We start from the raw sequence: 26,558 nt of genomic DNA on the forward strand, positions 1-26,558 counted from the left end.
AGTAATTCTATTGCTAGATGCTGGTTCTATTGTTGTTTGTTAATTGATGATCTGCTTTTCAACCAGCCATTATAAACCAGCAACCAATATTTTCATTAAATAAAAGGATAAGCTTTAAGGGTTAGAAATTCTTCAAAATTCTCAGAGAAGATCAGCTCATTGAAAAGTTCTTTGGCAAGGTTGAATTTTCCGTTTTTGAAACGGGTTTCACCTACATATTTTTCAATATTGTCCATTTCTTCGCTTTCCCACTGTAAAATCATACTTCGGGTCAATGTTCTGTCATCACTTAACACCGCTTCATTTTTCAGCCATTGCCAGATCTGTGTTCTTGAAATCTCTGCTGTAGCAGCATCTTCCATCAGATTATAAATAGCAGCAGCACCGGTTCCCATCAGCCAGCTTTCGAGGTAGAGAATTCCTACGTTGATATTTTTTCTGACTCCTTTTTCGGTAATCTCACCTTTGGGAATTTCCAGCAGATTACTTTCTGTTATGTGATATTCAAATTTCTTATCAATCTGATTTTTGGAAGGCATATGCTTGTCAAAAATTTCTTTTGCTACTGAAACTAAGGCTGGATGTGCTACCCAGGTTCCGTCATGACCATTTTTCACTTCCCGTTCTTTATCACTTCTTACCTTTTCAAAAGCAATATTATTGGCTTCATCATTGTCTTTTACAGGAATTTGAGCGGCCATTCCGCCGATAGCATGTACATTTCTCTTATGGCATATTTCGATGACCCTTTTTGAATAGGCACTCATAAAAGGAGAAGTCATGGTCACCTGATCTCTGTCCGGTACAATAAACTCCGGAAGGTTTCTGAATTTTTTGATATAGGAAAAAATATAATCCCATCTGCCGCAGTTCAGTCCTGCACTATGTTCTTTTAATTCAAATAAAATTTCATCAATCTGAAATGAAGCCGTAATGGTTTCGATCAAAACTGTGGCTTTAATTGTTCCCTGCTGAATTCCCAGATAGTTTTGGGCAAAGACAAAAACCTCATTCCACCAACGGGCTTCTTTATAATGTTCCAGTTTCGGAAGGTAGAAGTAAGGACCACTTCCCTTTTCTAAAAGCGACTTTGCATTTCTGAAAAAATACAGTCCAAAATCAATCAGCGAACCGGAAGCTTTTTCACCATTGATTTCAATATGCTTCTCCGGAAGGTGAAGACCACGTGGACGAACCTGTAAAACTGCAGGTTTTTCGTTAAGCTTATAAGTTTTTCCTGCTTCGTTTACAAAATCAATAGTACGGTTAATAGCATCAGAAAGATTAATCTGTCCCTGAATACAGTTTTCCCATACCGGCGAGCTGCTGTCTTCAAGATCTGCCATAAACGTAGAAGCCCCTGAATTTAATGCATTGATAATCATCTTGCGGTCTACAGGTCCTGTAATCTCTACTCTTCTGTCTGACAAATCTTCCGGCAAAGAGGCACACACCCAATTCCCATTACGGATTTCTTCTGTTTCTTTTAAAAATTCAGGAAGCTTTCCTTGATCAAAATTCTGCTGGGTATTTTTTCTTTCTTTTAAAAGTTCCAGTCTTTTATGATTGAAGTTCTGATGAAGTGCAATCAGAAAATCCATCAAATCCGGAGTAAAAACTGCTTCAAACTGCTTCTGAGCTTTTATTTCTAATTGAGTCTTGGTTTCCATAACATATTGATTTTGTGATTTGATATTACAAACATAAATAAAAATTTTCACAAACAGCGAACGTTCGCTAAATTTATTCAAAAATTATTATGCGAATAATCGCATCTAATTATTTATATTTGAGTAATGAATTCAGAAAGTGACTTTATCAAAACAGTTTTCGGGTTAAAACTGAAACAGCAGAGACAAAAGAAAAACTGGTCTCTGCAGGATCTTGCTGTAAAGACAGGATTATCAAAATCTTATCTTAACGAAATTGAAAACGGAAAAAAATATCCCAAACACGATAAGATCATCCAGCTTTCTGAAGCACTGAGCTGTACGTTTGATGATCTGGTGTCCACCAAACTCGATAAAAGTCTGGCTCCTTTCAATGAAATTCTGCAGTCTGATTTTTTCAAAGAAGTACCATTGGAGCTGTTCGGAATCAACAAAAACAATCTTATCAGCATTATCAGTGATGCTCCCAAAAAGGTGACGGCTTTCATCAATGCCCTGATTGAGATTTCCCAGAATTATAATCTTGGCAAAGAAAGATTTTATTTTGCCGTATTAAGATCATTCCAGGAATTATATGACAATTATTTTCCGGAAATTGAAGAAAAAGTAAATCTGTTTACTCAGGAAAATCAGATAAAACCCGGCAAAAATTTAAAGTCTGAAATTCTGGAAAAAATTCTTACAGAAAAATTCAGCTATACGATTCAATCTGAAGATTTTGAAAAATATGGAACGCTGGATAACCTTCGTTCGCTTTTTATTCCGGAGAAAAAACTATTACTACTGAATCAAAAACTGGAAAAGGATCAGAAAACATTTATCCTCGCTAAAGAAATCGGCTTCAATGTTCTGGAACTAAAAATACGTCCAAACACCTATTCATGGCTTGACTTTGGGAGTTTTGAGGAAATTCTCAATAACTTTTATGCTTCTTATTTTGCAGGGGCTTTATTAATTTCAAAAGAGCCTGTCATTGAGAAGACATCAGAATTTTTTCAGCACAATACATGGGAATCTGAAAATTTTGAAAATCTTATTAACAGTTTTACCCGTTCCCCTGAAACGTTCTACTACCGACTGACTAATATTCTTTCGGCTGAAATGGGAATTAAAGATTTGTTTTATCTGTGTCTGGTAAAAAAGAAAAATTCGGATAAGATTCAGATTTTAAAAGAACTTCATCTGAACCATCAGCAGGCTCCTCATGCCAATGCAACCAACGAGCATTACTGCAGACGGTGGATTGCCGTGAAAAACCTTGATCATTTAAAAGAAAATGAAACATTGACGGATGCTCAGATCTCCCATTATAAAGACCAGGGAATAAGTTATCTTGTCATTTCCACTTCGCAAAAGAACCCTTTTTCAGACGGAAGCAATAGAAGCTATTGTTTGGGGATTTTATTGAATACTCAAACGATCAAAAAAATAAGCTTTATAAAATCTCCTTCTTTAAAAACGATCAATGTTGGAGTTACCTGTGAATCGTGCAGTATTGCAGATTGTGAAGTGAGGCAGGCTCCTCCGGTAAGGCTGGAAAAGGAACATTTTAACCTGAGTATGAAAAGTTCTGTGGAGAAAATAAGGAAAAAGTTTGAAAATTAGAGGGGAAAGGATGAATGGTGAATCGTCAATCCGCTTCGCTTGTGAATTTTAAATATGTTTTGAGATACGTAATACATGTTTTAATCTAAGAATAATACGTTAATCTTAAACGCAAAGTTCGCAAAGTTTTTATAATATTTTATAGTTTTTTCGGGCGCTATGGCGTTTCACTCAGCAAAGAAAAGTCTGTCCATCTGCTTAATGAAATGCCTTTACGAACAAATAAATAATGTAGATTAATAAACATCCCGAACATTAGCGTTAATAATTATTCACTATTACCTTCGGAAAGCAAAAGTTAATTAGTACCAATACAAAACTAAATGACGAATGATAAATCGTCAATTCGCTTCACTTGTGAATTTTTAATACTGCTATGAAATATTCGTTTATGAACTTTTTCACCTTCAATTCACTTACGAAGTAAAATTCACCATTGACTTAATTGACCTTTATTTCCTATCTTAGTACAAAACACACTCATGATAGTAGATTTATTGTTTCCGAACCGTTGTATCCACTGCAACAAAATCATTGATTCTGAACTTTTGGTATGTGATCTTTGTTTTAGCCAGCTCCATTTTACCCACTATTCCTATTTTGAAAATAATCCGATTAAGGAGAAATGCAGTTTGTTTTTTCCTATTGAAAACACCTTTGCTTTACTGCAATTTGAAGAGGAGAGCTTAAGTCGTCAGATTATCCATGAGCTGAAATACAAAGGCCGGGAAAAAGCTGGAAAGATCCTTGCAGACTGGACCACAGAACGCCTGGACTTTAAGAACGAGAAACCTGATCTTTTGGTAAGTGTACCGCTTCATCCAAAAAAAATGAAGGAACGTGGATACAACCAGCTTCATTTATTCACAGAAACCTTAGCGGCATTTTATGACATTCCCTTTGATCATCAACTAATCAAAAGAAATCATTATTCAAAGGCACAGGCTTTAAAGGATAAGAAACACAGATTGGAAGCTGTCAACACATTCTCTATCACACAATCGGTTTCAGGAAAACATATTCTTCTGATTGATGATGTTTTTACCACAGGGAATACCGTTTCATCGGTTGCATGGGAAATTTTAAATGCCGGAAATAACAAAGTGAGTGTATTAGTAATAGCAATGGATGTTTAAGATAAGAAATGAGTCAGGAAATCTATTATGAATACGAGATTCAAATATGTAAAACCTTTCAATCACCCGCCATTTTCATCGTTCAAATCTTTTTCTTAATTTTCCGGAAACTAAACCACTATGCCACATCTGCTTTTATTACACGGAGCTTTAGGTCACAGCGACATTTTCACGCCTTATCTGAAAACTATATCTCACTATTTTACAGTACACACTCCTTTGTTTTCAGGACATGGAGATCTGGAACTTCCGGCAGAGGGTATTAGTATTGAAAAGTATACTCAGGAGCTATCAGAATATTGTGAAGCAAATAATTTGACAGATGTATCTATTTTCGGGCACAGTATGGGTGGTTATGCGGCACTCTGTTACGCGATGAAGAATCCTGAAAATGTAAATTCTATTATAACGCTGGGAACAAAGTTTGACTGGACTGAGGAGCAGGCTTTAAAAGAAAGTAAAATGCTTAGTCCTGATGTCATTCTTGAGAAAATTCCACAATATGCTCAGGTTTTAGAATCACAACACGGATCAAAATGGAAGCAGCTTCTTCCTGCTATTGCTGATTTGATGATTGATTTAGGTAAAAATCCTCCGTTGGAAAATAATCTTGCGACGATTAATATTCCCATTCAAATCATGGTAGGAGATAAAGATAATATGGTAACTCTCGAAGAAAGCTCCAGGGTTTACAGAAGTCTTCCGAATGCAAAATTGGCCGTACTTCCAGACACAAAACATCCACTGGATAAAGTACGACCAAGTCTATTGTTGAACTTAATAAAAGATTTCTGGAATCTTTCTTAAATTATCTTTGAAGTTTTTCTCCGTAACTAAGATCTCCGGCATCTCCTAAACCAGGAGTAATATAACCTTTTGATGTTAACTCTTCATCAATAGCTCCTACCCAGATGTGAGCTTCAGGATAGGCATTCTGAATGGTTTCAACGCCTTGTTTTGATGCAATGGCTGCAACAATATGAAGCTGGGTTGGATTTCCATTGGTTAACAGGTCTTTGATTGCTTCAATTAAAGAAGCTCCTGTTGCCAGCATTGGGTCTGCTACAATCAAAGGTCTGCCTTCGATGCTTGGGCAAGTCAGATAATCCTGCTTGATTGAGAAATAATCGTTGGCATCATGTTTTCTGTAGGCAGCTACAAAACCGCAGTCGGCTCTGTCGAGATAGTTCAGAATTCCTTCAAACAATGGAACTCCCGCTCTTAAAATGGTTGTAATAACAGGCTGTACAGCAATTTCCCTGCTTTTAATTGTATCTAAAGGAGTTTGAATTTCAACTTCTCTGTACTCCAGACCTTTACTGATTTCAAAAGCGGCAATCTCCCCGATTCTTTCCATATTTCTTCTGAATCTCATTCGGTCATGCTGAACATTAACGTTTCTAAGTTCGTTAATCCATTCATTGACAAGAGAAAAGTTTTGCGATAAAATAGTAAGCATGAAAATTTTATTTTTAATTTCAGTTAATTGACATTAATTCCTACAAAATTACAACTAAAAAACGAATTGAAAGATTGGGCTAAATGAGAAACTCTGATCTGATTTTATAAAAAACTCCGGCAAGCTTCGCTTGCCGGAGTTTCCAATGAACACTTGTTCTTATTATTTTTGTCTGAAATATACTTCAATCGGAACTCCGGTAAATCCGAATTGTTTTCTCAACTGATTTTCAGTAAATCTTTTATAAGGTTCTTTCACATACTGTGGAAGGTTACAGAAAAACACAAACTGTGGTGACGGCGTAGGAAGCTGAACACAATATTTGATTTTAATATACTTCCCTTTCAATGCAGGTGGTGGCGTATTTTCGAAGATTGGAAGCATTACTTCATTCAGTTTTGAAGTTTTAATTTTCTTCTTACGGTCTTCATAAACCTCCATGGCTACTTCTACAGCCTTTAAGATTCTCTGCTTCGTTAAAGCTGAAACAAATAGGATTGGAATATCCTGGAACTGACCGATTTTATCTTTGATTGATTGTTCAAAATCACGCATTGTATTGGTCTGCTTGTCTTCAATCAAATCCCATTTATTCACAAGGATTACAATTCCTTTTCTGTTTTTCTGAGCCAGTCCGAAAATGTTCATATCCTGAGATTCCCATCCTTGTGTAGCATCCACCATAATGATTACTACGTCAGAATACTCGATAGAACGGATAGATCTCATTACAGAATAGAATTCAAGATCTTCGTTTACCTTAGATTTCCTTCTCATCCCTGCAGTATCTACCAATACAAATTCATGTCCGAATTTGTTATATAAAGTCTGGATACTGTCTCTTGTAGTTCCTGCAATATCCGTTACGATATTTCTTTCAACATCCAATAAAGCATTTGTCATTGTAGATTTTCCTACGTTCGGACGGCCGGCAATAGTGATTTTAGGTAATCCTTCGAAAGGATCTTTATATTCTGTTGTTGGAAAGTCTCTAACGATATCGTCTAAGATTTCTCCTGTTCCTGAACCGGTAGCAGAAGAAAGAGTGTAATATTTATCAATTCCTAACTGGTAGAATTCTGTTGCCGGAAGTTCTTCTTTTGCAGAATCTACTTTATTGATAACGATATAAATCGGTTTATTGGATCTTCTTAATAAACTGTAAATTTCGTAATCTGTATCAGTAAGTCCCTCTTCCACGTTCATCATAAAGATAATGGAAGTAGCCTCTTCTACAGCCAATTGTACCTGCTTACGGATTTCTTCTTCAAAGATATCATCTGTACCTACATCATAACCTCCGGTATCAATTACAGTAAAATCTACCCCGTTCCAGTCTGATTTTCCGTAGTGACGGTCTCTGGTAACACCGGCTGTAGAATCTACAATAGCTTCTCTTCTTTCTAATAAACGATTAAAAAGCGTGGATTTTCCTACGTTTGGACGTCCAACGATTGCGACAATATTTGACATAAAAAATGTTTAATAATCCTTCTGCTTATGCTCAGGATATGTTATTAATGGGTTACTCCAACTTTTGGAGCCCAATTTTTTGCAAAGATAAGATTTTATTATTTAACGAGGCTTTTAAGGATGGGAGCTGGAAGAAGAAGGCTGGAAGTTGCTATTCACCGGATAAAATATCATGTTCGTTAAGATTAAAATTGAACTGACAACATCTGTGAGTCTCCTATTTCAGGCTAAAGCATATTTTTTTGAAGATTTTTATCAGAAAATAATTATTTGGCAATCAATACATAAAGCAATTGCCCATGTATTATGTTAATTAATCTTTAATTTTGATTTTCATATTTAAAATAAATTCTATAATTTCGCAACATAGAAACAGACCTATAGTGTAACGGTAGCACTCCGGTTTTTGGTACCGTCAGTCGGGGTTCGAATCCCTGTGGGTCTACAAACCATCCTTTTTTAAGGATGGTTTTTGTTTTTTATATCTTTATGACAAATTCTTAAATTGTAATCCCGATCACGAATAACGACAGAACAGACCTATTTTTTTAATCCAGCACTCAAAAAAACTGAGTAAAATGACAGAATCAGAATTAAAAAACATCATGGAAGTATGTAATAAAGCTACCCCATCTCCATGGACATCATATATTGAAGGCAGAGATTTCGATTCCGGATCCAGTTTTATAATGACTGGAAAAGAAAAGAGAGACTATGATATAGAATTCATTTCAATAAAACCTGAAGATCAGGATTTCATTGCTATGGCAAGAAACGTAATTCCACTGTTAGTATAAGAAATTATTAAATTAAAAAGAAACCAATAAATAAAGTTTCTCCCGACCTTCATTGTCAACAATATAAAATAACAGGCTGCCTTTTCAAGACAGCCTGTTATTTTATATGATTAAAAAAGATTAAACCAGATCAAACCTATCCAGATTCATCACTTTCGTCCATGCTGCCACAAAGTCTTTTACAAATTTACCTTGTGCATCGGCACTTCCGTATACCTCAGCAATCGCTCTCAATTCGGAATTGGATCCGAAAACAAGATCAGCTCGAGTTGCAGTCCATTTTGGCTGACCGGTTGAACGATCACTTCCCATGTAAAGCTGCTGATCGTCTGACATAGCTTTCCATTGAGTTCCCATATCTAAAAGATTCACGAAGAAATCATTGGTAAGAACTCCCGGACGGCTGGTAAATACACCATGTTTTGAACCGTCAAAGTTGGTATCCAAAGCACGCATACCTCCTACTAATACAGTAAGTTCCGGAGCTGTAAGACTTAACAGTTGGGCTTTATCTATTAGTAAAGATTCTGTAGATACGGTAAATCTTCTTTTCAGGTAATTACGGAATCCATCGGCAATAGGCTCTAGATATCCCATAGATTCTACATCGGTTTGTTCCTGAGAAGCATCCATTCTTCCCGGAGCAAATGGAACTTTCACATCCTGTCCTGCATTTCTTGCAGCAACTTCAACTGCAGCATTACCTGCCAGAACAATAAGATCAGCTAAAGAGATTTTCTTACCTCCGTTTTGAGAATCGTTGAATTCTTTCTGGATTCCTTCCAATACTCCTAATACTTTATTCAGCTGTGAAGGATTATTCACTTCCCAGTTTCTTTGAGGTTCCAATCTTATTCTGGCTCCATTGGCACCCCCACGCTTATCACTTCCTCTGAAAGTAGAAGCAGAAGCCCAGGCTGTAGATATCAGTTCAGCATTGCTTAATCCTGAATTTAAAACTTTTGATTTTAATGCTTCCACATCATTTCCGTCAACCAGTTCATGATTCACTTCCGGAATAGGATCCTGCCAGATCAGTTCTTCCTGTGGTACATCTGGCCCCAAATAGCGGGCACGCGGTCCCATATCTCTGTGTGTAAGCTTAAACCATGCTCTTGAAAAGGCATCGGCAAATGCATCAGGATTTTCGTAAAAATGTCTTGAAATTTTTTCATAAACAGGATCCAGTCTCAATGAAAGGTCTGTTGTAAGCATTGTTGGTTTATGCTTTTTAGAAGAATCGAATGCATCAGGAATAATATCAGCACCATCCTTTGCTACCCATTGGTGAGCTCCGGCAGGACTTTTTGTCAATTCCCATTCATTTTCAAAAAGGTTTTTAAAGAAATAATTACTCCATTGAGTCGGCGTTTCTGTCCAGGTCACTTCCAGGCCACTGGAAATAGCGTCTTTACCACTTCCGGATTTATAGCTGCTTGACCATCCTAATCCCTGTTGTTCAATTCCTGCTCCTTCAGGTTCTTTGCCAACATGATCTGCAGGACCAGCCCCGTGGGTTTTACCAAAAGTATGTCCTCCGGCGATCAAAGCAACCGTTTCTTCATCGTTCATTGCCATACGGCCGAAAGTATCACGGATATCTTTAGCGGCAGCAATAGGATCTGGATTTCCGTCCGGACCTTCAGGGTTTACATAAATAAGTCCCATTTGTACGGCTGCCAATGGATTTTCAAGGTTTCTTGAATGAATATCTCCGTCTGCATTATCATCAGTAGGAAGAACTGCTGAATGTCCTTCTACAACTCCTTCTGAACCGTGGGCATAACGTAAGTCACCTCCCAGCCACGTCTTTTCTGATCCCCAATATACATCGGAATCCGGTTCCCAAACATCGGCACGTCCTCCTGCAAACCCAAATGTTTTGAAGCCCATTGATTCAAGGGCAATATTTCCGGTAAGAATCAAAAGGTCTGCCCAGGAGATATTTCTGCCATATTTCTGCTTAATCGGCCATAATAATCTTCTCGCTTTATCAAGGCTTACATTATCCGGCCAGCTGTTTAAGGGTGCGAAACGCTGTTGACCAGCCCCTGCTCCGCCTCTACCATCTCCTACCCGATAGGTACCTGCGCTGTGCCAGGCCATACGGATAAATAAAGGACCATAATGACCAAAATCTGCCGGCCACCAGTCTTGAGAATCTGTCATTAATGCATGAAGATCTTTTTTTACGGCCTCCAGATCCAGGCTTTCGAATGCTTTGGCATAGTCAAAATCTTTGTCCATAGGATCTGAAAGGGAAGAATGCTGGCGCAGAAGATCTACTCTAAGCTGATCCGGCCACCAATCAGAATTTTGGGTTCCACCGCCTGCTACACTCTTCTTCATTGTTCCGTTATGAAACGGGCATTTACTGATGTCATTCAAATCGTTTTCCATTGTCGTTTATTTTATTTTTATATTGATTAATACAGTTTAAATTCTCTGTTGTAAGAATATGACAAACCTACAACGTTTGAGTAATAAATACAATCTATTAATTTTTATTTCAACGATAGTTAAAAACTATAAACATATATTTCCGACTGCATGAGAATTAAGACTAAATTGTGGTATTAAGTTAATCATTTTTCAGATTAACTTAAATAAAAACAGCAGTATAGGGCTCAATTTAGAATTACTCAACGTAAGAATTTTATGGAAAAAGGAAGAAAGGAAGCTTGAAGAGGAAAGTTTGATGATTGCCGGAAAATATTTGATTAATATTTATAAAAATTGAAAAAAACGAGCTATTTCAAGAACTTCTAAAAGCACCTCCAACCTCACTCTTAAAGCTTCCGATTTTATCTCACTAAAAATAAATTAACTACCTTTATCATTACCAAACATGAAACACCTGCTATGAAAAAAATAATTGTTATCATTCTTGTTGCTTTTATCATCATTCAGTTTTTTCCTATTGACAAAACAAATCCGCCTCCTACACCCGGCATGGATTTTCTTAAGATCAAAAACACTCCGGAAAAAATTGCCCGTACCATCAGAACTTCTTGTTACGACTGTCATTCCAATGAAACAGCATATCCATGGTATACCAATATTTCCCCGGCTTCATGGTGGGTAAAAAATCATATTAATGAAGGCAGGAAACATCTTAATTTTTCTACCTTTGCAGTATATGAACCTAAAAGACAGCTTCATAAACTGGAGGAATCTATAGAAATGGTTGAAAAAAAAGAAATGCCGCTTGAGTCTTATTATTTAGGACATCAGAATGCCAAACTCTCGGATGAACAGCGTGCAGAACTTATCCAATACTTTAAAAAAGTAAAAGAAGATACCGAAAGAAGAATCATGTTTAATAAATAAAGTCGTGGAAAACTGGGAAAATAAACATATTGTGTTTTTTGACGGAGATTGCGGAGTCTGTAATTTCTGGGTACAGTGGATTTTGGAGCGTGACAAGAAAGACCAATTCATGTTTGCTTCTCTACAATCTGATTTCGGGCAACAATTTTTATCCGAAAGAGGCCTGGAAACTAATATATTCAATACCCTGTATCTATGGAAGCCCGGACGGTATTATCAAATCAAATCAAGGGCAGTACTGGAAATCGCTAACTTATTGGGAGGAGTTTATAAACTTTCCTTTATTGGAAAAATTATACCTGCTTTTTTAAGCGACAAAGTATATGATACTATTTCCAGAAACAGGATGAAACTTGCCAATCAGAAGTGTTATTTACCGGATCAGCATCAGAAGAAAAAGTTTATTCAGGTGTAGTTTCTCTTATATACAATTTCCTTCAGATTATATAAAATACCATTCCGTAAGAAAAACCGGACAACCTAACATTAAAATGATGTGTTGCGGAGATTCCTACGGAATGACAAACTTGATGGATAAGTAAACAAACTGGGATTGATTATAAAAATAATTCTATCACCCGCTTATTACTTATTACTTATTACTTATCACTTATTACTTATCACCTATAAATTCAGTGACCACACAGAATAAGAGTTTGGCGGGCATTGAATTTTCACCCATTTATCTCCCTGAGTTGTAGGATACCAGCCTGAGTGTCCGGTGAAATCTTTGATCTGCTGGCTGCTCCAATTGGTTTCTACCCATCTTTCCTGCCAGCTTGATGATGTATTGATATAAACAACCAGCCCGGGATTTCCATTATATCCGTTTCGTCTTGCGATATATTCATCATTATCGGTATACAGAATAGAAGTTGTTCCGGTAGCTTTATTGTTATGAATCCAGATCAGGTTATTTAGTCTTTCTTTGTTCAGCCATTCTTCATAATCTCTGTAAAAAATGGTTGGATATCCTTCATGAGTCAGGATATAGGCATAGGCCGGCATTTTATTGTTAATAATATCTGTGTCGTGATTGGCTACAAAAGTGACTGCTTTGTATGGATTTCTTTTCCACATCATATCATCATTCAGAACATTCAAATTTCCGTTGTCAAATGCCTCGTCCATTTTATAATAAGCTGCAAAATCAAATACAGAGCTGTTCGCATTATTGGCCCACCATTCCAATGTATTTACGTTGGAATCCCATAGTTCACCAACAGAAAATCCACCTACATTGGAATTCCAGGTATTGACAACCCAAGGACCAAAACCTTTAACGTAATCGAACCTCCAGCCATCAAATTTCATCACATTCTTATAATATTTGGCAACAGAATCATCTCTACCCCAAAGCCAGTCCTGCACATGAGGGTTGGCATGAGACAGATCAGGAAATCCACCAAAAGCTCCTTCATCATTGTTTCCGTAAGCATTTTTATAAAAATCATTGTAGTTTCTCTGAAATTTTCCGGAAGCAACGCCTGAAAAATCAGTCCAGGTATTCGTTCCTGTAAAAGGATTGGCTTCGGATTGTCCGCCACTATTATGATTGATCACAATATCTGCGTACACCTGCATACTTTCTGCGTGCGCTTTTGTAATCAGTGCTTCAAGTTCTGTTCTTGATCCGAAACGGGTTTCCACGCTTCCATTTTGATTAAAATTTCCAAAATCATAATAATCTGTAGGATCATATCCCATAGAGTAAGCTCCGTTCTGCGCTTTTGAAGCTGGAGGCAGCCATACAGCACCAATTCCGGCATCAGACCATGCGGTTAATTTATCTTTAACAGTGTTCCACCAGTTTCCCCCTTCAGGAACATCCCAGTAAAAGCCCTGCATCAAAACTCCTCCACCTGGTCCTGCTATAAACTTCCCCTGCATAGATCCGGAATCATTTCCGGTACTGAAAGGTCGGCCGTCATGATGAGTGACATTCACAGTTTTGTTATGAACTTCTTCCTGCCCGGAAGTCTCCGTAATCAATTCATCCCTGTTCTGACAAGAGTTAACCAGTGCTAAAGCCAATAGGGAAAGGAAAAAATATGTTTTTTTCATCGTAATAATTAATTATCAATCTATTAAACAAGATACAATTTTATTGAAAACAAATTCAAACGAATGGGAAATATTTTAATTTTTAATAATAAATCAAGAAGAAAGCCATTTAAAATTTTCATTAAAAAATCATAAATTTTTCAGATTCTCGAAACAATTTTTCTTTTAATCCATATATTTGCATACTATGGAATACAATACCCAAAAAACTCAGCTTAATATGCCGGAATATGGCAGAATAATACAACAGTTGGTTGAGCGCTGCAAAGAACTTCCTACCAAAGAGGAAAGGAATGAAATGGCTATGGCAATCATCGATTTTATGGGTCAGAGAAACCCACAACTTCGCGACGAGGAAAATTATAAACATAAACTTTGGGACCATCTTTTTATTCTTGCTAATCATGATCTGGACGTAGACTCTCCTTATCCGTTCCCAACTCCGGAACAATTGGCAGAAAAACCTAAAAGAATGGAATATCCAAAACTTCAAGGTGACTTTAAGTTTTACGGAAAGAGTATTCTTCAATTGATAGAAAAAGCAATCGAACTGGAATCTGGTGATGAAAAAGAGGCCCTTATCGAAGTGATTGCCAACAATATGAAGAAGTCTTATAATGTCTATAATAAAGAACATGTGACGGACGATGTTATCTTCCGCCACCTGAAAGAACTGTCTGAAAACAGGTTGGACCTTACGGGAATAGATTCACTTGAAAAAAGTAAAATCTATTACACCAGCAATAACAACAACCGAAATAATAACAATAACAACAATAGGAACAGCAACAACAGCAATAATAAGAACAATAACCAGCCTAACAAGAGAAGGCATAACAACAACAATCATAAAAACAGGAAGTAATGAGTGGAACATTTCAGATAAGAGGAGGAAAAAGACTGCAGGGCGAAATAACTCCACAAGGAGCCAAGAATGAGGCTCTACAAATTTTATGTGCGGTTCTCCTTACGGACGAAGAAGTAAGAATCAAAAATATTCCGGATATTCATGATGTAAACAGACTGATTGAAATTCTTGGAGATTTTGGAGTAAAAATTACTAAAAACGGACAGGGAGATTATACTTTCAAGGCTGATCAGGTAAATTTTGATTATATAAAATCTAACGAGTTCAAAAAAGACGGCGCAAAACTGCGTGGATCTATTATGCTGATGGGCCCGATGCTTGCCCGCTATGGAGAAGCTTATATGCCGACTCCGGGAGGTGACAAAATTGGAAGAAGAAGACTGGATACTCACTTCCAGGGACTGGTTGAACTGGGTGCTGAATTCAATTATGATGAAGAGGAATATTTCTATTCTTTAAAAGCTAAAGAATTAAGAGGAAAATTCATCTTATTGGAAGAAGCCTCTGTTACCGGAACAGCTAATATTGTAATGGCAGCAGCTCTGGCAAAAGGAAAAACAAGAATCTACAACGCGGCATGCGAACCTTATCTTCAGCAATTGTGTAAAATGCTGAACAGAATGGGAGCCAATATCTCAGGAATCGGATCTAACCTTCTTACTATTGAAGGAGTAGATTATCTGAGAGGAACGGAGCATACAATGCTTCCGGATATGGTAGAAATCGGATCCTGGATTGGTCTTGCGGCCATGACGAAATCTGAAATTACCATCAAAAATGTAAACTGGAACCAGCTTGGTGTCATCCCAAATACATTCAGGAAATTAGGAATCGAACTTGAGCAAAGTGGTGATGACATCTATATTCCTGCTCAGGAACATTATAAAATTCAGAAATTTATTGACGGGTCTATCCTTACTATTTCAGATGCTCCCTGGCCAGGATTTACGCCGGATTTATTATCTATTATTTTAGTGGTAGCTACTCAGGCAAAAGGAAGTATTCTGGTTCATCAGAAAATGTTTGAATCCAGATTATTCTTTGTTGATAAATTAATTGACATGGGAGCTCAGATCATTTTATGTGATCCACACAGAGCAACGGTAATCGGATTGAACCAGGAAGCTCCTCTAAGAGGCACAACGATGGTTTCCCCGGATATCAGAGCCGGAAATGCACTTCTTATTGCAGCACTTTCTGCAGAAGGAAAATCTATTATCCATAATATCGAACAAATCGACAGAGGATATGAAAATATCGATGGAAGGCTGAAAGCAATTGGTGCTGATATCGAAAGAATTTAAAATTATTTTATTTAATATGGAAGCGTTCAGAGTAATCTGAGCGCTTTTTTGTTTGACTTTTGTCATTCTGACGAAGGAAGAATCTTATTATCAGTCAAATACATGAGATTCTTCACTACATTTCATCTCGTTCAGAATGACACTTTTGAGGCAACCTCAATTCTGTACCGATTAATTATTGTTTTTTTATATCTGCTTTTAATAAAAAATAAAAAGTGTCCGGTAAAAGTACCGGACACTTTGAGTAATTAAAACTATATGAATCTCACTTAAAAATACTTTCTGCAGATATACTCCACCGTCGTATTCATAAGTTTATTTTTATTCAGATAGATTTCAAGCTGCTGAAAATCTTCTGAACTGACATTAATATATAACTGCACTGAACCAAAACTATATCCGTTCACATACTCTACATTAGCGGATAGCACTCTATGACAGATCCCAAATTGATTGTAGATGGTATTCATTAAATGTTCAAATTTCATTTTGCCATTCAACTCTATTTCCAATAACAATTCTTTTTTAGGCAGGTTAATTTTATTTTGTAAAACCTGCAGGCCCGGATTAGGTGTAATCATCGCTAAACATTTTTTGGTTAAACTTCTAAGATCATATTGCGTTCTGCATTTAAATCTGTGACAAAAATATAAAAAAATATTAGTCCACCAAATTAGTAGACTAATATTTTTTAAATTTTAACATAAAAAAAAAGAAGCCTCTTCAGCTTCTCTCAATATTTTAATAACTCCCTACTCGTTCTAATCTATCAGAACCAGCAAGTCCATTGGGGTTACAACCAGGCTCTCCTTCAGGGATCTTCAGATTTTTCCTGGTATAAAATTCTTCCCAGAATGCATTCGTTTTTCCTGTTTTAGGATCAATGAATGTCATGGGCTCCAGTTTGAAAATATTTTCTGCCCTAAAAGCTCTTTCAACGAAATCTGAACAGTAATATGAATTTTCATCCAGGATGTAATTGAAGTTATAAGGTTTTCCAAGCATAGAATTCGCTTTTTCAACAGCTTCAGGAATTATTTTCTGGTATTCGGTCTTCAAACGATAAACAATTACCTCCTGCCCATCTTCTTTCTGGTCTTTGATAAAATCTTTCAGATCCTGTTTCTGAGAACCTCCTTTTGGCGCAGCATGCAAAACAAACATTTTGTTACCATCTTTTTCCAGAATTCCTATGTGATCAAATGAAGCTATTTTTTGTTTTTGAGTCACATTATTAATAGCACCGGAAAGCCCCGATTCTTTAGCCGTTACGAAAAGCAGATCTCCATTTTTGAGCAGTACATTACCGGAATAAGTATTTTTGCACTGTATCAATAATAACATCAGACAGAACAAAAACCCAACAACAGTATTTTTTCTTTTTTTAATTCTAAATTCAGACATTTGATTATACTTTCGGTGCCAAAATTACAAAATAGAAATCATTACATTTGTGGGAATATTGATCTATTCTTCACATCAACCCAAACATTTCACAGATTCTTATGCCACATATTTTATTAGTTGAAGATGATGACAGACTTTCAAAACTGATTGCAAAAGGATTTCAGGAAGCTGAATTTGAGGTAACCGTAGCATATGACGGAATCATAGGTTTGAAACTGGCTTTGCAGACCAATTTTGATCTGGTAGTCACAGATATTGTCCTGCCTAAAAAAAACGGACTTGAATTCTGTAATGAAATCAAAGCATTACAACCGAATCTTCCTGTAATTATGCTGACTGCACTGGGAACTACTGATGACAAGCTGGAGGGATTTGATGCCGGAGCCGATGACTATCTTACCAAACCTTTTGAAATGCGCGAACTGACAGCAAGGATCAAAGTACTTCTGAAACGCTTTTCACAACAGAGACAGCAAAAAGTGTCTGTTCTTACCTATGAAGGAATTGAAATGAATCTGGAGCAGAAAACGGTGCGCAGAGATCATACTCCAATAAAACTGACTCCGAAAGAATTTAACCTCTTAAAATTCATGCTGGAAAATTCCGAAAGGGTTCTTTCCCGAAGTGAAATTGCAGAAAAAGTGTGGGAAACCCACTTTGACACAGGAACGAATTTTATTGATGTATATATTAATTATCTCCGAAAAAAAATTGATAAAGATTTTGAAATCAAGCTGATCCACACCAAAGCCGGCATGGGATTTATCCTGAAAAAAGACTATGAATCAGGCTTTGTGCAGTAATCACTGAGATAAGCTAAAAATATCAGGATGAAAATAAGAACCCGACTTACGCTGCTTTTTACTTTAATCACTGCAATGCTTTTAAGTGTTTACAGCGTTTCGATTTATTATTCATCCAAAGAAGCCAGAGAAAAATCTTTTTACAGTGAGCTTCAAAATGAAGCGATTGCCAAAGCAGATCTGTTTTTCCGAAGTTCACTGCCGGAGCAGGAAATGCACAAGCTTTATAAAAACAATACCAGAACCCTAAATGAAGTTCAGGTAGCGATTTATGATATTAATAAGCAGCTCGTTTATCATGATGATGCCAAAGTGGATTATGTAAAGGAAACCCCGGAAATGCTTTCCCAGATATTCCAGAAAAAGAGAATCAATTTCTTTTTAAACGATTTGCAGGTGATCGGAATGGTATATCATTATGAGGGAAAAACTTATGCGGTAACCGCTGCAGCTTATGATCAATATGGATATGAATATCTCACTCATCTTCTTACCATCAGCATTATCTCTTTCTTCAGTATTTTAATATTAATTTATCTGGCCGGAATATTTCTTTCCAAAAAAGCATTGAATCCGCTCAGTGAAATGGTCACTCAGATTAAAAAAATCACGGCCGGAAAACTACAATTAAGGCTTAAAACAACAAAAGAGAAAGACGAACTTAATGAACTTGCTCAAAACTTCAACGGAATGCTGGAAAGACTTGAGAACTCTTTTGATTCACAAAAGCATTTCGTATCCAACATTTCACATGAACTGAGAACACCTTTGGCTGCTATTATTACCGAACTGGAACTGGCTTCTGAAAAAGATAAAACCAAAGAAGAATATCAGGAAACCATTCAATATGCGCTTGAAGATGCACGAAATATGGTAAAACTGTCCAATAGTTTGATGGATCTCGCTAAAGCCAGTTATGACCCTAACGAAATCAGTTTTTCCGAAGTTCGTCTTGATGAGGTTCTTCTGGAATCTTACACCAAAATCATAAAAGAAAATTCAGGATATAAAGTTTCATTAAATATAGATGAGTCGTTAGAAGAGCATCAACTGGTCATCCAGGGAAATGAATATCTTCTGCAGGTCGCTTTTAATAATCTTATTGACAACGCCTGTAAATATTCACCAGAACACATATGTTCAATAGATGTCAAAAGCAATGCGAAAATCCTTTTGATTAGTTTTACCAACAAAGGAAACATGATTCCTAGCGAAGATTTAGAACATATTTTTAAACCTTTTTACAGAAGTGAAATACCCAAACCGGAGAAAGGACATGGAATAGGGCTTTTCCTTACTGAGAAAATTATTCTCCTTCACCACGCAAAAATTACAGTCGTATCAGATCATAATGATACTATTTTTACCGTGATATTTGATATCATTTAATTTCTCTATTGCTTATTCGTGAGAAAGAGATTTTTTATTGAAAACTGTAGTTCCAATACTGGCTGCAATTACACAGGTAATAGAAATCCACTGTAAAAAAGATAATTCTTCAGCAAGAAAAACCAATCCTGAAAGCGCTGCAAATGCAGGTTCCAGACTCATCAGAATACTGAAAGTTTTTGCAGGAAGTTTCTTCAAAGCCATCATCTCTAATGAAAATGGCAAAGCACTTGAAAGGATAGCAACCCCAAGCCCTTTTACAAAAATAGCCGGAGTAAGATTGAAAACCGCACCATCCCATATTGTAAAAGGAATAATCACCATACTCGCAAATATCATTCCGGTAGTCACGGCATCTTTTCCGTCCATTATTTTCGAAACCTTTCCACCCATTATGATATAAAGAGCCCAGAACATCCCTGCAAGAAAGGCAAGCCCAAGTCCTACCAAATCAACATGATCATTCTGCCACGGAACAATCAGCAGGATTCCCACACAGGCCAGCAAAGCCCAGACAACATCCAGCAGTTTACGGGACAAAGCTAATGCAAGAAATAAAGGTCCCGCAAATTCCACAGTAACCGCCAGCCCCAAAGGAATTCTTTGAATCGCCATATAAAAAATAAGATTCATCGCTGCCAAACCTATTCCGTATATCGCACAGTATTTCCATTTTTGTCTGTCAAACTGCAAAAATTTCGGACGGTTAATCAACGTAAGCAAAACAGCTGAAAGTACAATTCTTAAAGTAACCGTTCCAATAGCTCCAATGGCAGGAAAAAGCTGCTTGGCAATGGAAGCTCCTCCCTGTACACATATGATCGCTAACAATGTAGCGGGTATCGCTATGTTTGATTTTTTCATTTCTAAATATATAATTCAAAAGATTTTGGAAAGAAATTTCCGCGATTAAACACACTTTTATTTACATGATAAATCGTGAAATTCATCATGTAAAACTGCCTGCCCCAAATGTATTGAAATTTTATCTTTTACAATGGGTACAGTTTACTCTTATTAATAGGGTCTAATCAATAATTGACTCTTTCAGGAGCAACTTAAAAAAGCAGAAATGATTTTCTCTAATGATTTTCTAATAACATTCTAAAGCTTTTCTAACGGTAAAAAAAGGTAGGCTTTTCTACTTTTGCACAGTAAAAAATAAAGCATATGGACTCAGATCCTTACAGTAGTTATCAATCTTAAAGTTTTAGTTGTACTCACTTTTCCCGTACAGCTGCAACGCTTTATAAAAACAGGAAAAGTTATGAATACATTTGAATTTACCCTTCGTTTACTGACTGCATTCTGCCTGGGTGCCGGTATAGGTTTTGAAAGACAGTGGCGAAAAAAAAATGCAGGACTCAGAACCAATACTTTGGTTTGCATTGGCTCTGCAGCATTCGTATTGATTGCCATCAGAATTGGTGGCGATGCAGCCGGAAGAATCACCTCTTATATTGTCAGCGGAATCGGTTTCCTGGGCGGCGGCGTTATCATGAAAGACGGCCTTACCGTAAGAGGATTAAATACAGCAGCCACATTATGGTGTTCTGCGGCCATAGGCGCATTATGTGCACTGGGATATCCTGCAGAAGCCCTCATCACAGTTTTCTTTATTGTCTCTACCAATATATTCCTTAGACCTACTCTCTCTTCTCATAAAGAAGCAAGGAGCAAAAAATGGTTCAGTACCAAGAAAAATAACAACAAAAAAGTAAAAATCAGTAACAGCACTCAATTGTATTAAGATCATGAAAAAGATAATCTTAAGTAGTATTATTCTCTTTGCAGCCTCTTGTAAAGACAATACACCTCAACAAAATAAAGAACCGGAAATAATGATAAAAGGTAACCAGGTAACTGTTCCGGAAAACAATCCCGTTTTCAAAAAAATTAAAACACAGGTTGTTACCGAACAGGAACACAGCGATGGGGTAATTTCAGCGGGAACTATTCAGGCAATTCCTAATCATTATGCAGAAATTGCCAGTCCCTTTTCCGGAAGAATTACAAAATCATTTATTCAGCTTGGACAACATATTTCTGCCGGAAGTCCTCTTTTTGAGATTCTTTCTTCAGATTATTTTTCGGTTCAAAAAGATTATACGGATGCCCTGAATGATGTACAGCTTGCCGAAAAAAATCACAGACGCCAGCAGGATCTCGTAAAACATGGCGTAGGTATTCAGAAGGAGCTGGATGAAGCGGAAACGGATTTTAAAAATAAAAAAACATCCCTCTCCAATGCTTCTTCTGCCTTGAAAGTCTATAACAGTAAAGGTGGAGGTATAGGAAGTCCTCTTATTGTAAGAGCTCCCATCAGCGGAGAGATCATTTCCAACAAAATTGTAAACGGCCAATATCTGAAAGGAGATGCTGATCCGGTAATGATCATTGCAGAATTATCCAAAGTCTGGATTTCCGGTGATGTAAAAGAAAAGGACATCCGCTTTGTGAATACCGGAGATCAGGTTTCTGTAAAAGTAAGTGCGTATCCGGACAGAAATATTACCGGAAAAGTATATCACATCAATGAAATTGTAGATGAAGATACCCGAAGTATAAAAGTCCTTATTGAATGTGATAATCCAGACAGAAAATTAAAACCAGGCATGTATGCTACGGTCAACTTCTCCACGACTCCTGCAAAAGCAGTGATGATTCCCGTAACCGCTTTGATGCAGCAGGATAACTTCCAATATGTATGGGTAAAAACAGGCAAGAGTCAATATGTAAAACGTTCAGTGACAACAGGAGAGACTGATCAGAAAACAGTAAGAATCACTTCAGGGTTAAAACCCGGAGAAACCATCATGACTGAAGGGGGAATTTATATGCTGGATGCAAAATAATGTAAAATGATGCGAAATCAAAAACTATGAAGAAATTATTAACAATCTCTATACAGAAGAGATGGCTGATGCTTGCTCTCTTTCTTTTACTGGGATTCTTCGGGTATTATTCCTGGACCAGACTATCCATAGAAGCCTATCCTGATATTGCTGATGTAACCTCGCAGGTGGTAACACAGGTTCCGGGACTGGCCGCTGAAGAAGTAGAACAGCAAATCACCATTCCTTTGGAAAGATCTCTGAACGGACTTCCCGGAATGCATGTGATGAGAAGCAAAAGTACTTTTGGACTGTCCATTATTACAATGGTTTTCGATGATGGGATAGACGATTACTGGGCAAGACAGCGTATTCAGGAAAGACTGACGGATGTGGAGCTTCCTTACGATGCACAACCAGGGTTAGATCCCCTCACCTCTCCCATTGGAGAAGTATACCGTTACATAATCGAAAGTAACAACCACAGTCTGCGGGAATTGACGGATTTACAAACATTTGTGATCATCCCACGCATTAAACAGATTTCAGGAATTGCTGATGTTACCAATTTTGGAGGAATTACCACGCAGTTCCAGATCGAACTTGATCCCCATAAGCTTGAACAATACGGATTATCTCTGTCAGAAGTTACCGAAACAATCTCCAAAAACAATGTGAGTGCCGGAGGGAGTATGCTTTCCCGCGGAAACCTCGCTTATGTCATCCGCGGAATAGGTTTGGTAAAAGACTTAAATGATCTTGGAAAAATTGTAGTCAAAACCCAAAATGGCGTTCCTGTTTTTTTGAATGATGTAGGAACATTAAAATACGGAAACCTGGAAAGAAAAGGAATTCTGGGCTACACAGACCAAAAACGTAATTATTCTGAAAGCGTAGAAGGTATTGTCCTTTTATTAAGAGGGCAAAATCCTTCACAGGTGTTGGAAGGAGTACATGAAGCGATCGAAGAACTGAATAACGAAACACTGCCACCCGGAGTAAAGATTCATCCTTTTCTGGACAGAACAGACCTTGTAAAAACAACACTCACTACAGTTTCTCATACGCTTACTGAAGGAATTGTATTGGTTATTATCGTACTGATTGTATTTCTTGGAAGCTGGCGGGGAGCATTACTGGTGGCGATAACTATTCCGCTTTCTTTATTATTTGCTTTTATACTGATGCATTTTACGAATATTCCTGCCAACCTTCTTTCACTGGGAGCCATTGATTTTGGGATCATTGTAGACGGAGCAATCGTTATGCTGGAAACCATTCTGAGGAAAAGAGAAGAAAACCCGGAAGAAGTACTGGAAGAAAAAACAATCACCCAAAGAGTAATTGAAGTAGCAAAGCCTATTTTCTTTTCAACCATTATTATCATTACTGCCTATCTGCCTTTGTTTGCGTTTGAAAGAGTAGAAAAAAAATTATTTACCCCTATGGCTTTTACTGTTGGATATGCCCTATTGGGAGCACTTGCTGTAGCCTTGCTTCTGATCCCTGGATTGGCTTACGTGATCTATCGAAAACCACAGAAGATTTATCACAATAAATGGCTGGAAAAACTAAGCACTGCTTATGGAAAGAGCATTGAAAAAATAATGCAGACTCCTAAAAGAGTTATCATCCCTATTATGATTGTTCTCGTATCTGCCGGAATCCTCTCCTATCATGTAGGAAAAGACTTTCTTCCCGAACTGGATGAAGGCTCTATATGGCTGCAGGTACAGTTACCTCCCGGAATTTCTTTAGCCCAATCAAAAGAAATGAGTGATACGCTGCGTGTCCGTACTCTGAAACATCCTGAAATTACTTATATGATGATTCAGGCAGGCCGTAATGATGATGGTACAGATCCGTGGACTGCCTCACACTTTGAAGTCTCTATCGGGATAAAACCTTACAGCGAATGGCCGGCCGGGAAAACAAAAGCAGATCTCATCAAAGAATTGGCAGCAGATTATAAAAATATGCCGGGATTCACCGTAGGTTTTTCACAACCTATGATTGACGGAGTAATGGATAAAATCTCAGGGGCTCATAGTGAACTGGTGGTAAAGGTGTATGGAGAAGATTTTAAGGAAACAAGGCGTATTGCAGAAAATGTATTATCAACCCTAAATACAATTCCGGGTTCAGCAGATCTTGCCATTGATCAGGAACCACCATTACCTCAGCTGCAGATTATTGCAGACAGAGACAAGATTGCTCAGTATGGACTGAATGTAGCAGATGTTGCCGACCTTATTGAAGTGGCATTGGGAGGAAAAGCAATTTCCCAGATCTTTATTGGTAATAAAGTATATGATATTTCCTGCCGTTATACGGAAGACAGCCGTGACACTCCTGACAAAATAGGAAACCTAATGCTGACCTCAGCTTCCGGAGCGAAAATTCCACTTTCTCAGGTGGCAGAAGTAAAATTAAGTACAGGTGAAAGTACCATTACCAGAGAAATGAACAAACGCCACCTTACCGTAAAACTGAATTTAAGAGGTACCGATCTTTCTTCTTTCCTGAAAAAAGCACAGGATAAAATTGAAAAAGACATCAAATATGATCATGAGAAATACCAGATCAAATGGGGTGGGCAGTTTGAAAATCAAAACAGAGCGTATTCAAGGTTAGCATTTATTGTCCCGCTGGCATTGGCAATTATGTTTTTGTTGCTGTATGGTGCATTTGGAGATTTCAGACAGGCTTTGGTTCTGATGTCAATTGTTCCGTTAGCTTTATTTGGCGGAATGCTGGCACTCAATATCCGGGGAATGTCTCTGAATGTGTCTTCTGCAGTAGGATTCATCGCACTCTTCGGAGTTGCCATTCAGAACGGAGTCATTATGATTTCTCATATCAACGATCTGCGTAAGAAAGGATATGAGCTGAAACAAGCTGCCATCAAAGGAGCAAAAGACCGCTTCAGACCTGTACTGATGACGGCAACGGTTGCAGTAATCGGATTATTCCCTGCCTCATTGGCTACAGGAATCGGTTCTGATGTACAACGTCCACTGGCAACAGTAATTGTCTATGGGTTGATGTTCTCTACTATTTTAACACTATTCGTGCTTCCGGCTATTTATTTTATGGCTGAACGACGTAATGAAAAACAAAATTTAGAATCAGATGAAAATTAAAGTTCATATTATCATATTATCTGTAGTATTGTTGAGTATAACAGGTATGAAGGCACAGGAAAAAGAACTTTTACAATTTGAAGACTACCTGAGTCTTGTTGGAAATAAAAATCTTGGATATGCTTCCCAGAAATACAATGTAAGTATGGCTGAAGCTTCCATCCAGACTGCCAGTATGTTTCCTGATCCTCAACTGGAAATGGAAACTGCCAATAACGGAGTGAAGCAGAATATGGGGTATGTATATGGAGCTTCCATTGGCTGGACACTTGAACTTGGCGGCAAAAGAAAAGCCCGGGTTAATCTCGCCAGAAACCAATCTGAGCTAAGCAAAATACAATTGCAGGATTTTTTCAGGAATCTCCGTGCAGATGCCAGCTTAGGATATATTGATGCTCTAAAATCCAAAGCTTTGCTTGAGGTACAGCAGGATTCTTATGAAAATATGCAGCAGCTGGCAAAATCCGACAGTATCCGTTACAAATTGGGAACTATATCATTAGTTACGTCCAAACAGAGTAAGCTGGAAGCGGCTTCTTTGCTCAATGAAGTATATCAGGCTGAAAGTGCAGAAGAACAGGCTCTCACCAGTTTATCAGTATTTCTTGGAGACAGCAAAATAGCAGGAAGAGATGTTGCCGGGGATTTTAATGCCTTCAACAGAGATTTCAGTATTGATGATCTGATTCTTCAGGCGTTAAACGAAAGAGCAGATTTATTGGCAGCCAAACAAAATACAGAAGTTGCCAAAAGTCAGATCAATCTGGAAAAAGCCAATCGTATGATAGATTTAGGCATCAGTGCCGGAGCAGAACGACATACCGAAGCGACTAATGAAATTGCTCCATCTCCAACCGTAAATGCTGTAAAAATGGGTATTAGTATTCCTTTGAAGTTTTCCAACAGAAGAAATGCAGGATTGAAAATAGCAGAAATGGCACATTCCCAGGCTGAGGTTGAATACAAACAGATCGAACAAGGCATAAAGGCTGAAGTAATGCAGGCTTATCAGCAATATACAGCAACGCAAAAACAGCTCAGACAATTTCATAACGGAATGCTTTCTGAAGCACAAAGTATTTTGGCAGGAATTACCTACAGCTACAAAAGAGGGGAAAGCTCTATCCTTGAAGTTCTGAATGCCCAGAGAACGTATAACAACGTAAGAAAAGAGTATTACCAGGCCCTTGCAGATAATGCAGCCGCTTTGATAGAACTTGAAAGGAAGGCTGGGATCTGGGATATACATTTTTAGCTGGAAGAGGGAAGCTGGATG

General features: G+C 37.5%; 21 protein-coding genes, 1 tRNA gene and 1 pseudogene. 15 read left to right on the forward strand and 8 right to left on the reverse strand.

What is annotated here, in order from left to right; genetic code table 11:
- Window positions 1-95: 95 nt before the first annotated feature.
- Window positions 96-1,670, reverse strand: a complete 1,575-nt coding sequence (gene aceB, locus KYG33_RS10615; RefSeq protein WP_219073199.1) for a malate synthase A — start codon at window positions 1,668-1,670, stop codon at window positions 96-98.
- A gap of 126 nt (window positions 1,671-1,796) precedes the next feature.
- On the opposite strand from aceB, the gene KYG33_RS10620 reads away from it, so the two are divergent.
- The 3 genes from KYG33_RS10620 to KYG33_RS10630 all read left to right on the forward strand — a co-directional run bounded on the left by KYG33_RS10620 (window position 1,797) and on the right by KYG33_RS10630 (window position 5,218).
- A complete protein-coding gene (locus KYG33_RS10620; protein WP_077419117.1) occupies window positions 1,797-3,275 on the forward strand; it encodes a helix-turn-helix domain-containing protein in 1,479 nt (492 codons plus the stop codon).
- A 482-nt stretch (window positions 3,276-3,757) separates the two neighbouring features.
- Window positions 3,758-4,411, forward strand: a complete 654-nt coding sequence (locus tag KYG33_RS10625) for a ComF family protein (protein ID WP_219073200.1) — start codon at window positions 3,758-3,760, stop codon at window positions 4,409-4,411.
- A gap of 120 nt (window positions 4,412-4,531) precedes the next feature.
- Complete coding sequence (locus KYG33_RS10630) at window positions 4,532-5,218, forward strand: alpha/beta fold hydrolase (RefSeq protein ID WP_180564505.1); 687 nt, start codon at window positions 4,532-4,534, stop codon at window positions 5,216-5,218.
- A 1-nt stretch (window position 5,219) separates the two neighbouring features.
- Here KYG33_RS10630 and upp read toward each other — a convergent pair whose 3' ends face one another.
- Both upp and der read right to left on the reverse strand, forming a co-directional pair.
- Window positions 5,220-5,870 (reverse strand): uracil phosphoribosyltransferase, encoded by a 651-nt coding sequence (gene upp / locus KYG33_RS10635; protein ID WP_180564506.1) that lies wholly within the window; start codon window positions 5,868-5,870, stop codon window positions 5,220-5,222.
- Window positions 5,871-6,032: 162 nt separating this feature from the next.
- Entirely contained in the window at window positions 6,033-7,343 is a 1,311-nt protein-coding gene (der, locus tag KYG33_RS10640; RefSeq protein WP_077419113.1) for a ribosome biogenesis GTPase Der, read from the reverse strand.
- 374 nt (window positions 7,344-7,717) lie between these two features.
- Here der and KYG33_RS10645 point away from each other — a divergent pair.
- Together KYG33_RS10645 and KYG33_RS10650 are read left to right on the forward strand one after the other, a co-directional pair.
- A tRNA-Gln gene (locus tag KYG33_RS10645) sits at window positions 7,718-7,788 on the forward strand.
- A gap of 133 nt (window positions 7,789-7,921) precedes the next feature.
- Window positions 7,922-8,140 carry a hypothetical protein gene (locus tag KYG33_RS10650; RefSeq protein ID WP_219073201.1) on the forward strand — a complete coding sequence of 73 codons (219 nt, stop codon included), beginning with the start codon at window positions 7,922-7,924 and terminating at the stop codon, window positions 8,138-8,140.
- A gap of 120 nt (window positions 8,141-8,260) precedes the next feature.
- Here KYG33_RS10650 and katG read toward each other — a convergent pair whose 3' ends face one another.
- A complete protein-coding gene (gene katG, locus KYG33_RS10655) occupies window positions 8,261-10,540 on the reverse strand; it encodes a catalase/peroxidase HPI (protein ID WP_219073202.1) in 2,280 nt (759 codons plus the stop codon).
- A gap of 462 nt (window positions 10,541-11,002) precedes the next feature.
- Here katG and KYG33_RS10660 point away from each other — a divergent pair, with 462 nt between their 5' ends.
- Both KYG33_RS10660 and KYG33_RS10665 read left to right on the forward strand, forming a co-directional pair.
- A complete protein-coding gene (locus tag KYG33_RS10660) occupies window positions 11,003-11,470 on the forward strand; it encodes a heme-binding domain-containing protein (RefSeq protein WP_077419096.1) in 468 nt (155 codons plus the stop codon).
- 4 nt (window positions 11,471-11,474) lie between these two features.
- Window positions 11,475-11,885 carry a thiol-disulfide oxidoreductase DCC family protein gene (locus KYG33_RS10665; RefSeq protein WP_180564508.1) on the forward strand — a complete coding sequence of 137 codons (411 nt, stop codon included), beginning with the start codon at window positions 11,475-11,477 and terminating at the stop codon, window positions 11,883-11,885.
- A 209-nt stretch (window positions 11,886-12,094) separates the two neighbouring features.
- Here KYG33_RS10665 and KYG33_RS10670 read toward each other — a convergent pair whose 3' ends face one another.
- Window positions 12,095-13,534, reverse strand: a complete 1,440-nt coding sequence (locus tag KYG33_RS10670; RefSeq protein WP_077419094.1) for an alpha-amylase — start codon at window positions 13,532-13,534, stop codon at window positions 12,095-12,097.
- Window positions 13,535-13,721: 187 nt separating this feature from the next.
- Here KYG33_RS10670 and KYG33_RS10675 point away from each other — a divergent pair, with 187 nt between their 5' ends.
- Both KYG33_RS10675 and murA read left to right on the forward strand, forming a co-directional pair.
- Window positions 13,722-14,399, forward strand: coding sequence for a DUF4290 domain-containing protein (locus KYG33_RS10675; protein WP_077419093.1), 678 nt, complete (start codon window positions 13,722-13,724; stop codon window positions 14,397-14,399).
- On the forward strand, window positions 14,399-15,706 hold the full coding sequence (murA, locus tag KYG33_RS10680) for a UDP-N-acetylglucosamine 1-carboxyvinyltransferase (protein ID WP_047386545.1): 1,308 nt from the start codon (window positions 14,399-14,401) through the stop codon (window positions 15,704-15,706). The genes KYG33_RS10675 and murA overlap by 1 nt, the downstream gene beginning before the upstream one ends.
- Before the next feature lie 269 nt (window positions 15,707-15,975).
- Here the strand turns inward: murA and KYG33_RS10685 are convergent, their stop codons facing one another.
- Window positions 15,976-16,287 carry an NIL domain-containing protein gene (locus KYG33_RS10685; protein WP_047386542.1) on the reverse strand — a complete coding sequence of 104 codons (312 nt, stop codon included), beginning with the start codon at window positions 16,285-16,287 and terminating at the stop codon, window positions 15,976-15,978.
- A 160-nt stretch (window positions 16,288-16,447) separates the two neighbouring features.
- Window positions 16,448-17,110: a YiiX/YebB-like N1pC/P60 family cysteine hydrolase gene (locus tag KYG33_RS10690; RefSeq protein ID WP_180564510.1), complete on the reverse strand. Its 663-nt coding sequence runs from the start codon at window positions 17,108-17,110 to the stop codon at window positions 16,448-16,450.
- 101 nt (window positions 17,111-17,211) lie between these two features.
- On the opposite strand from KYG33_RS10690, the gene KYG33_RS10695 reads away from it, so the two are divergent.
- Together KYG33_RS10695 and KYG33_RS10700 are read left to right on the forward strand one after the other, a co-directional pair.
- A complete protein-coding gene (locus tag KYG33_RS10695) occupies window positions 17,212-17,916 on the forward strand; it encodes a response regulator transcription factor (protein ID WP_077419091.1) in 705 nt (234 codons plus the stop codon).
- Between the two features lie 27 nt (window positions 17,917-17,943).
- Window positions 17,944-19,305 (forward strand): ATP-binding protein, encoded by a 1,362-nt coding sequence (locus KYG33_RS10700; protein ID WP_180564512.1) that lies wholly within the window; start codon window positions 17,944-17,946, stop codon window positions 19,303-19,305.
- Window positions 19,306-19,317: 12 nt separating this feature from the next.
- Here the strand turns inward: KYG33_RS10700 and KYG33_RS10705 are convergent, their stop codons facing one another.
- Window positions 19,318-20,169, reverse strand: coding sequence for an EamA family transporter (locus tag KYG33_RS10705; RefSeq protein WP_077419089.1), 852 nt, complete (start codon window positions 20,167-20,169; stop codon window positions 19,318-19,320).
- Between the two features lie 403 nt (window positions 20,170-20,572).
- Between KYG33_RS10705 and KYG33_RS10710 the strand changes: the two are divergent.
- The 4 genes and pseudogenes from KYG33_RS10710 to KYG33_RS10725 form a co-directional block, all read left to right on the forward strand.
- Window positions 20,573-20,953, forward strand: a pseudogene (locus tag KYG33_RS10710) (MgtC/SapB family protein); the annotation flags it as partial.
- A 106-nt stretch (window positions 20,954-21,059) separates the two neighbouring features.
- Window positions 21,060-22,160 (forward strand): efflux RND transporter periplasmic adaptor subunit, encoded by a 1,101-nt coding sequence (locus KYG33_RS10715; RefSeq protein WP_219073204.1) that lies wholly within the window; start codon window positions 21,060-21,062, stop codon window positions 22,158-22,160.
- Between the two features lie 26 nt (window positions 22,161-22,186).
- On the forward strand, window positions 22,187-25,282 hold the full coding sequence (locus KYG33_RS10720) for an efflux RND transporter permease subunit (protein WP_219073205.1): 3,096 nt from the start codon (window positions 22,187-22,189) through the stop codon (window positions 25,280-25,282).
- Window positions 25,272-26,537 (forward strand): TolC family protein, encoded by a 1,266-nt coding sequence (locus tag KYG33_RS10725; protein WP_219073206.1) that lies wholly within the window; start codon window positions 25,272-25,274, stop codon window positions 26,535-26,537. Before KYG33_RS10720 ends, KYG33_RS10725 begins: the two co-directional genes overlap by 11 nt.
- Window positions 26,538-26,558 lie beyond the last annotated feature (21 nt).

Source organism: Chryseobacterium sp. D764, assembly GCF_019317325.1.
GTDB lineage: Bacteria > Bacteroidota > Bacteroidia > Flavobacteriales > Weeksellaceae > Chryseobacterium.

Bases quoted from the DNA above. Each gene is read 5' to 3' on its own strand.
- KYG33_RS10650 (WP_219073201.1), top strand. From the start codon at position 7,922: ATGACAGAATCAGAATTAAAAAACATCATGGAAGTATGTAATAAAGCT.
- KYG33_RS10670 (WP_077419094.1), bottom strand. From the start codon at position 13,534: ATGAAAAAAACATATTTTTTCCTTTCCCTATTGGCTTTAGCACTGGTT.
- aceB (WP_219073199.1), bottom strand. From the start codon at position 1,670: ATGGAAACCAAGACTCAATTAGAAATAAAAGCTCAGAAGCAGTTTGAA.
- KYG33_RS10660 (WP_077419096.1), top strand. From the start codon at position 11,003: ATGAAAAAAATAATTGTTATCATTCTTGTTGCTTTTATCATCATTCAG.
- KYG33_RS10620 (WP_077419117.1), top strand. From the start codon at position 1,797: ATGAATTCAGAAAGTGACTTTATCAAAACAGTTTTCGGGTTAAAACTG.
- KYG33_RS10715 (WP_219073204.1), top strand. From the start codon at position 21,060: ATGAAAAAGATAATCTTAAGTAGTATTATTCTCTTTGCAGCCTCTTGT.
- KYG33_RS10690 (WP_180564510.1), bottom strand. From the start codon at position 17,110: ATGTCTGAATTTAGAATTAAAAAAAGAAAAAATACTGTTGTTGGGTTT.
- KYG33_RS10630 (WP_180564505.1), top strand. From the start codon at position 4,532: ATGCCACATCTGCTTTTATTACACGGAGCTTTAGGTCACAGCGACATT.
- KYG33_RS10720 (WP_219073205.1), top strand. From the start codon at position 22,187: ATGAAGAAATTATTAACAATCTCTATACAGAAGAGATGGCTGATGCTT.
- KYG33_RS10685 (WP_047386542.1), bottom strand. From the start codon at position 16,287: ATGATTACACCTAATCCGGGCCTGCAGGTTTTACAAAATAAAATTAAC.
- KYG33_RS10700 (WP_180564512.1), top strand. From the start codon at position 17,944: ATGAAAATAAGAACCCGACTTACGCTGCTTTTTACTTTAATCACTGCA.
- der (WP_077419113.1), bottom strand. From the start codon at position 7,343: ATGTCAAATATTGTCGCAATCGTTGGACGTCCAAACGTAGGAAAATCC.
- murA (WP_047386545.1), top strand. From the start codon at position 14,399: ATGAGTGGAACATTTCAGATAAGAGGAGGAAAAAGACTGCAGGGCGAA.
- KYG33_RS10725 (WP_219073206.1), top strand. From the start codon at position 25,272: ATGAAAATTAAAGTTCATATTATCATATTATCTGTAGTATTGTTGAGT.
- KYG33_RS10675 (WP_077419093.1), top strand. From the start codon at position 13,722: ATGGAATACAATACCCAAAAAACTCAGCTTAATATGCCGGAATATGGC.
- KYG33_RS10705 (WP_077419089.1), bottom strand. From the start codon at position 20,169: ATGAAAAAATCAAACATAGCGATACCCGCTACATTGTTAGCGATCATA.
- upp (WP_180564506.1), bottom strand. From the start codon at position 5,870: ATGCTTACTATTTTATCGCAAAACTTTTCTCTTGTCAATGAATGGATT.
- KYG33_RS10695 (WP_077419091.1), top strand. From the start codon at position 17,212: ATGCCACATATTTTATTAGTTGAAGATGATGACAGACTTTCAAAACTG.
- katG (WP_219073202.1), bottom strand. From the start codon at position 10,540: ATGGAAAACGATTTGAATGACATCAGTAAATGCCCGTTTCATAACGGA.
- KYG33_RS10625 (WP_219073200.1), top strand. From the start codon at position 3,758: ATGATAGTAGATTTATTGTTTCCGAACCGTTGTATCCACTGCAACAAA.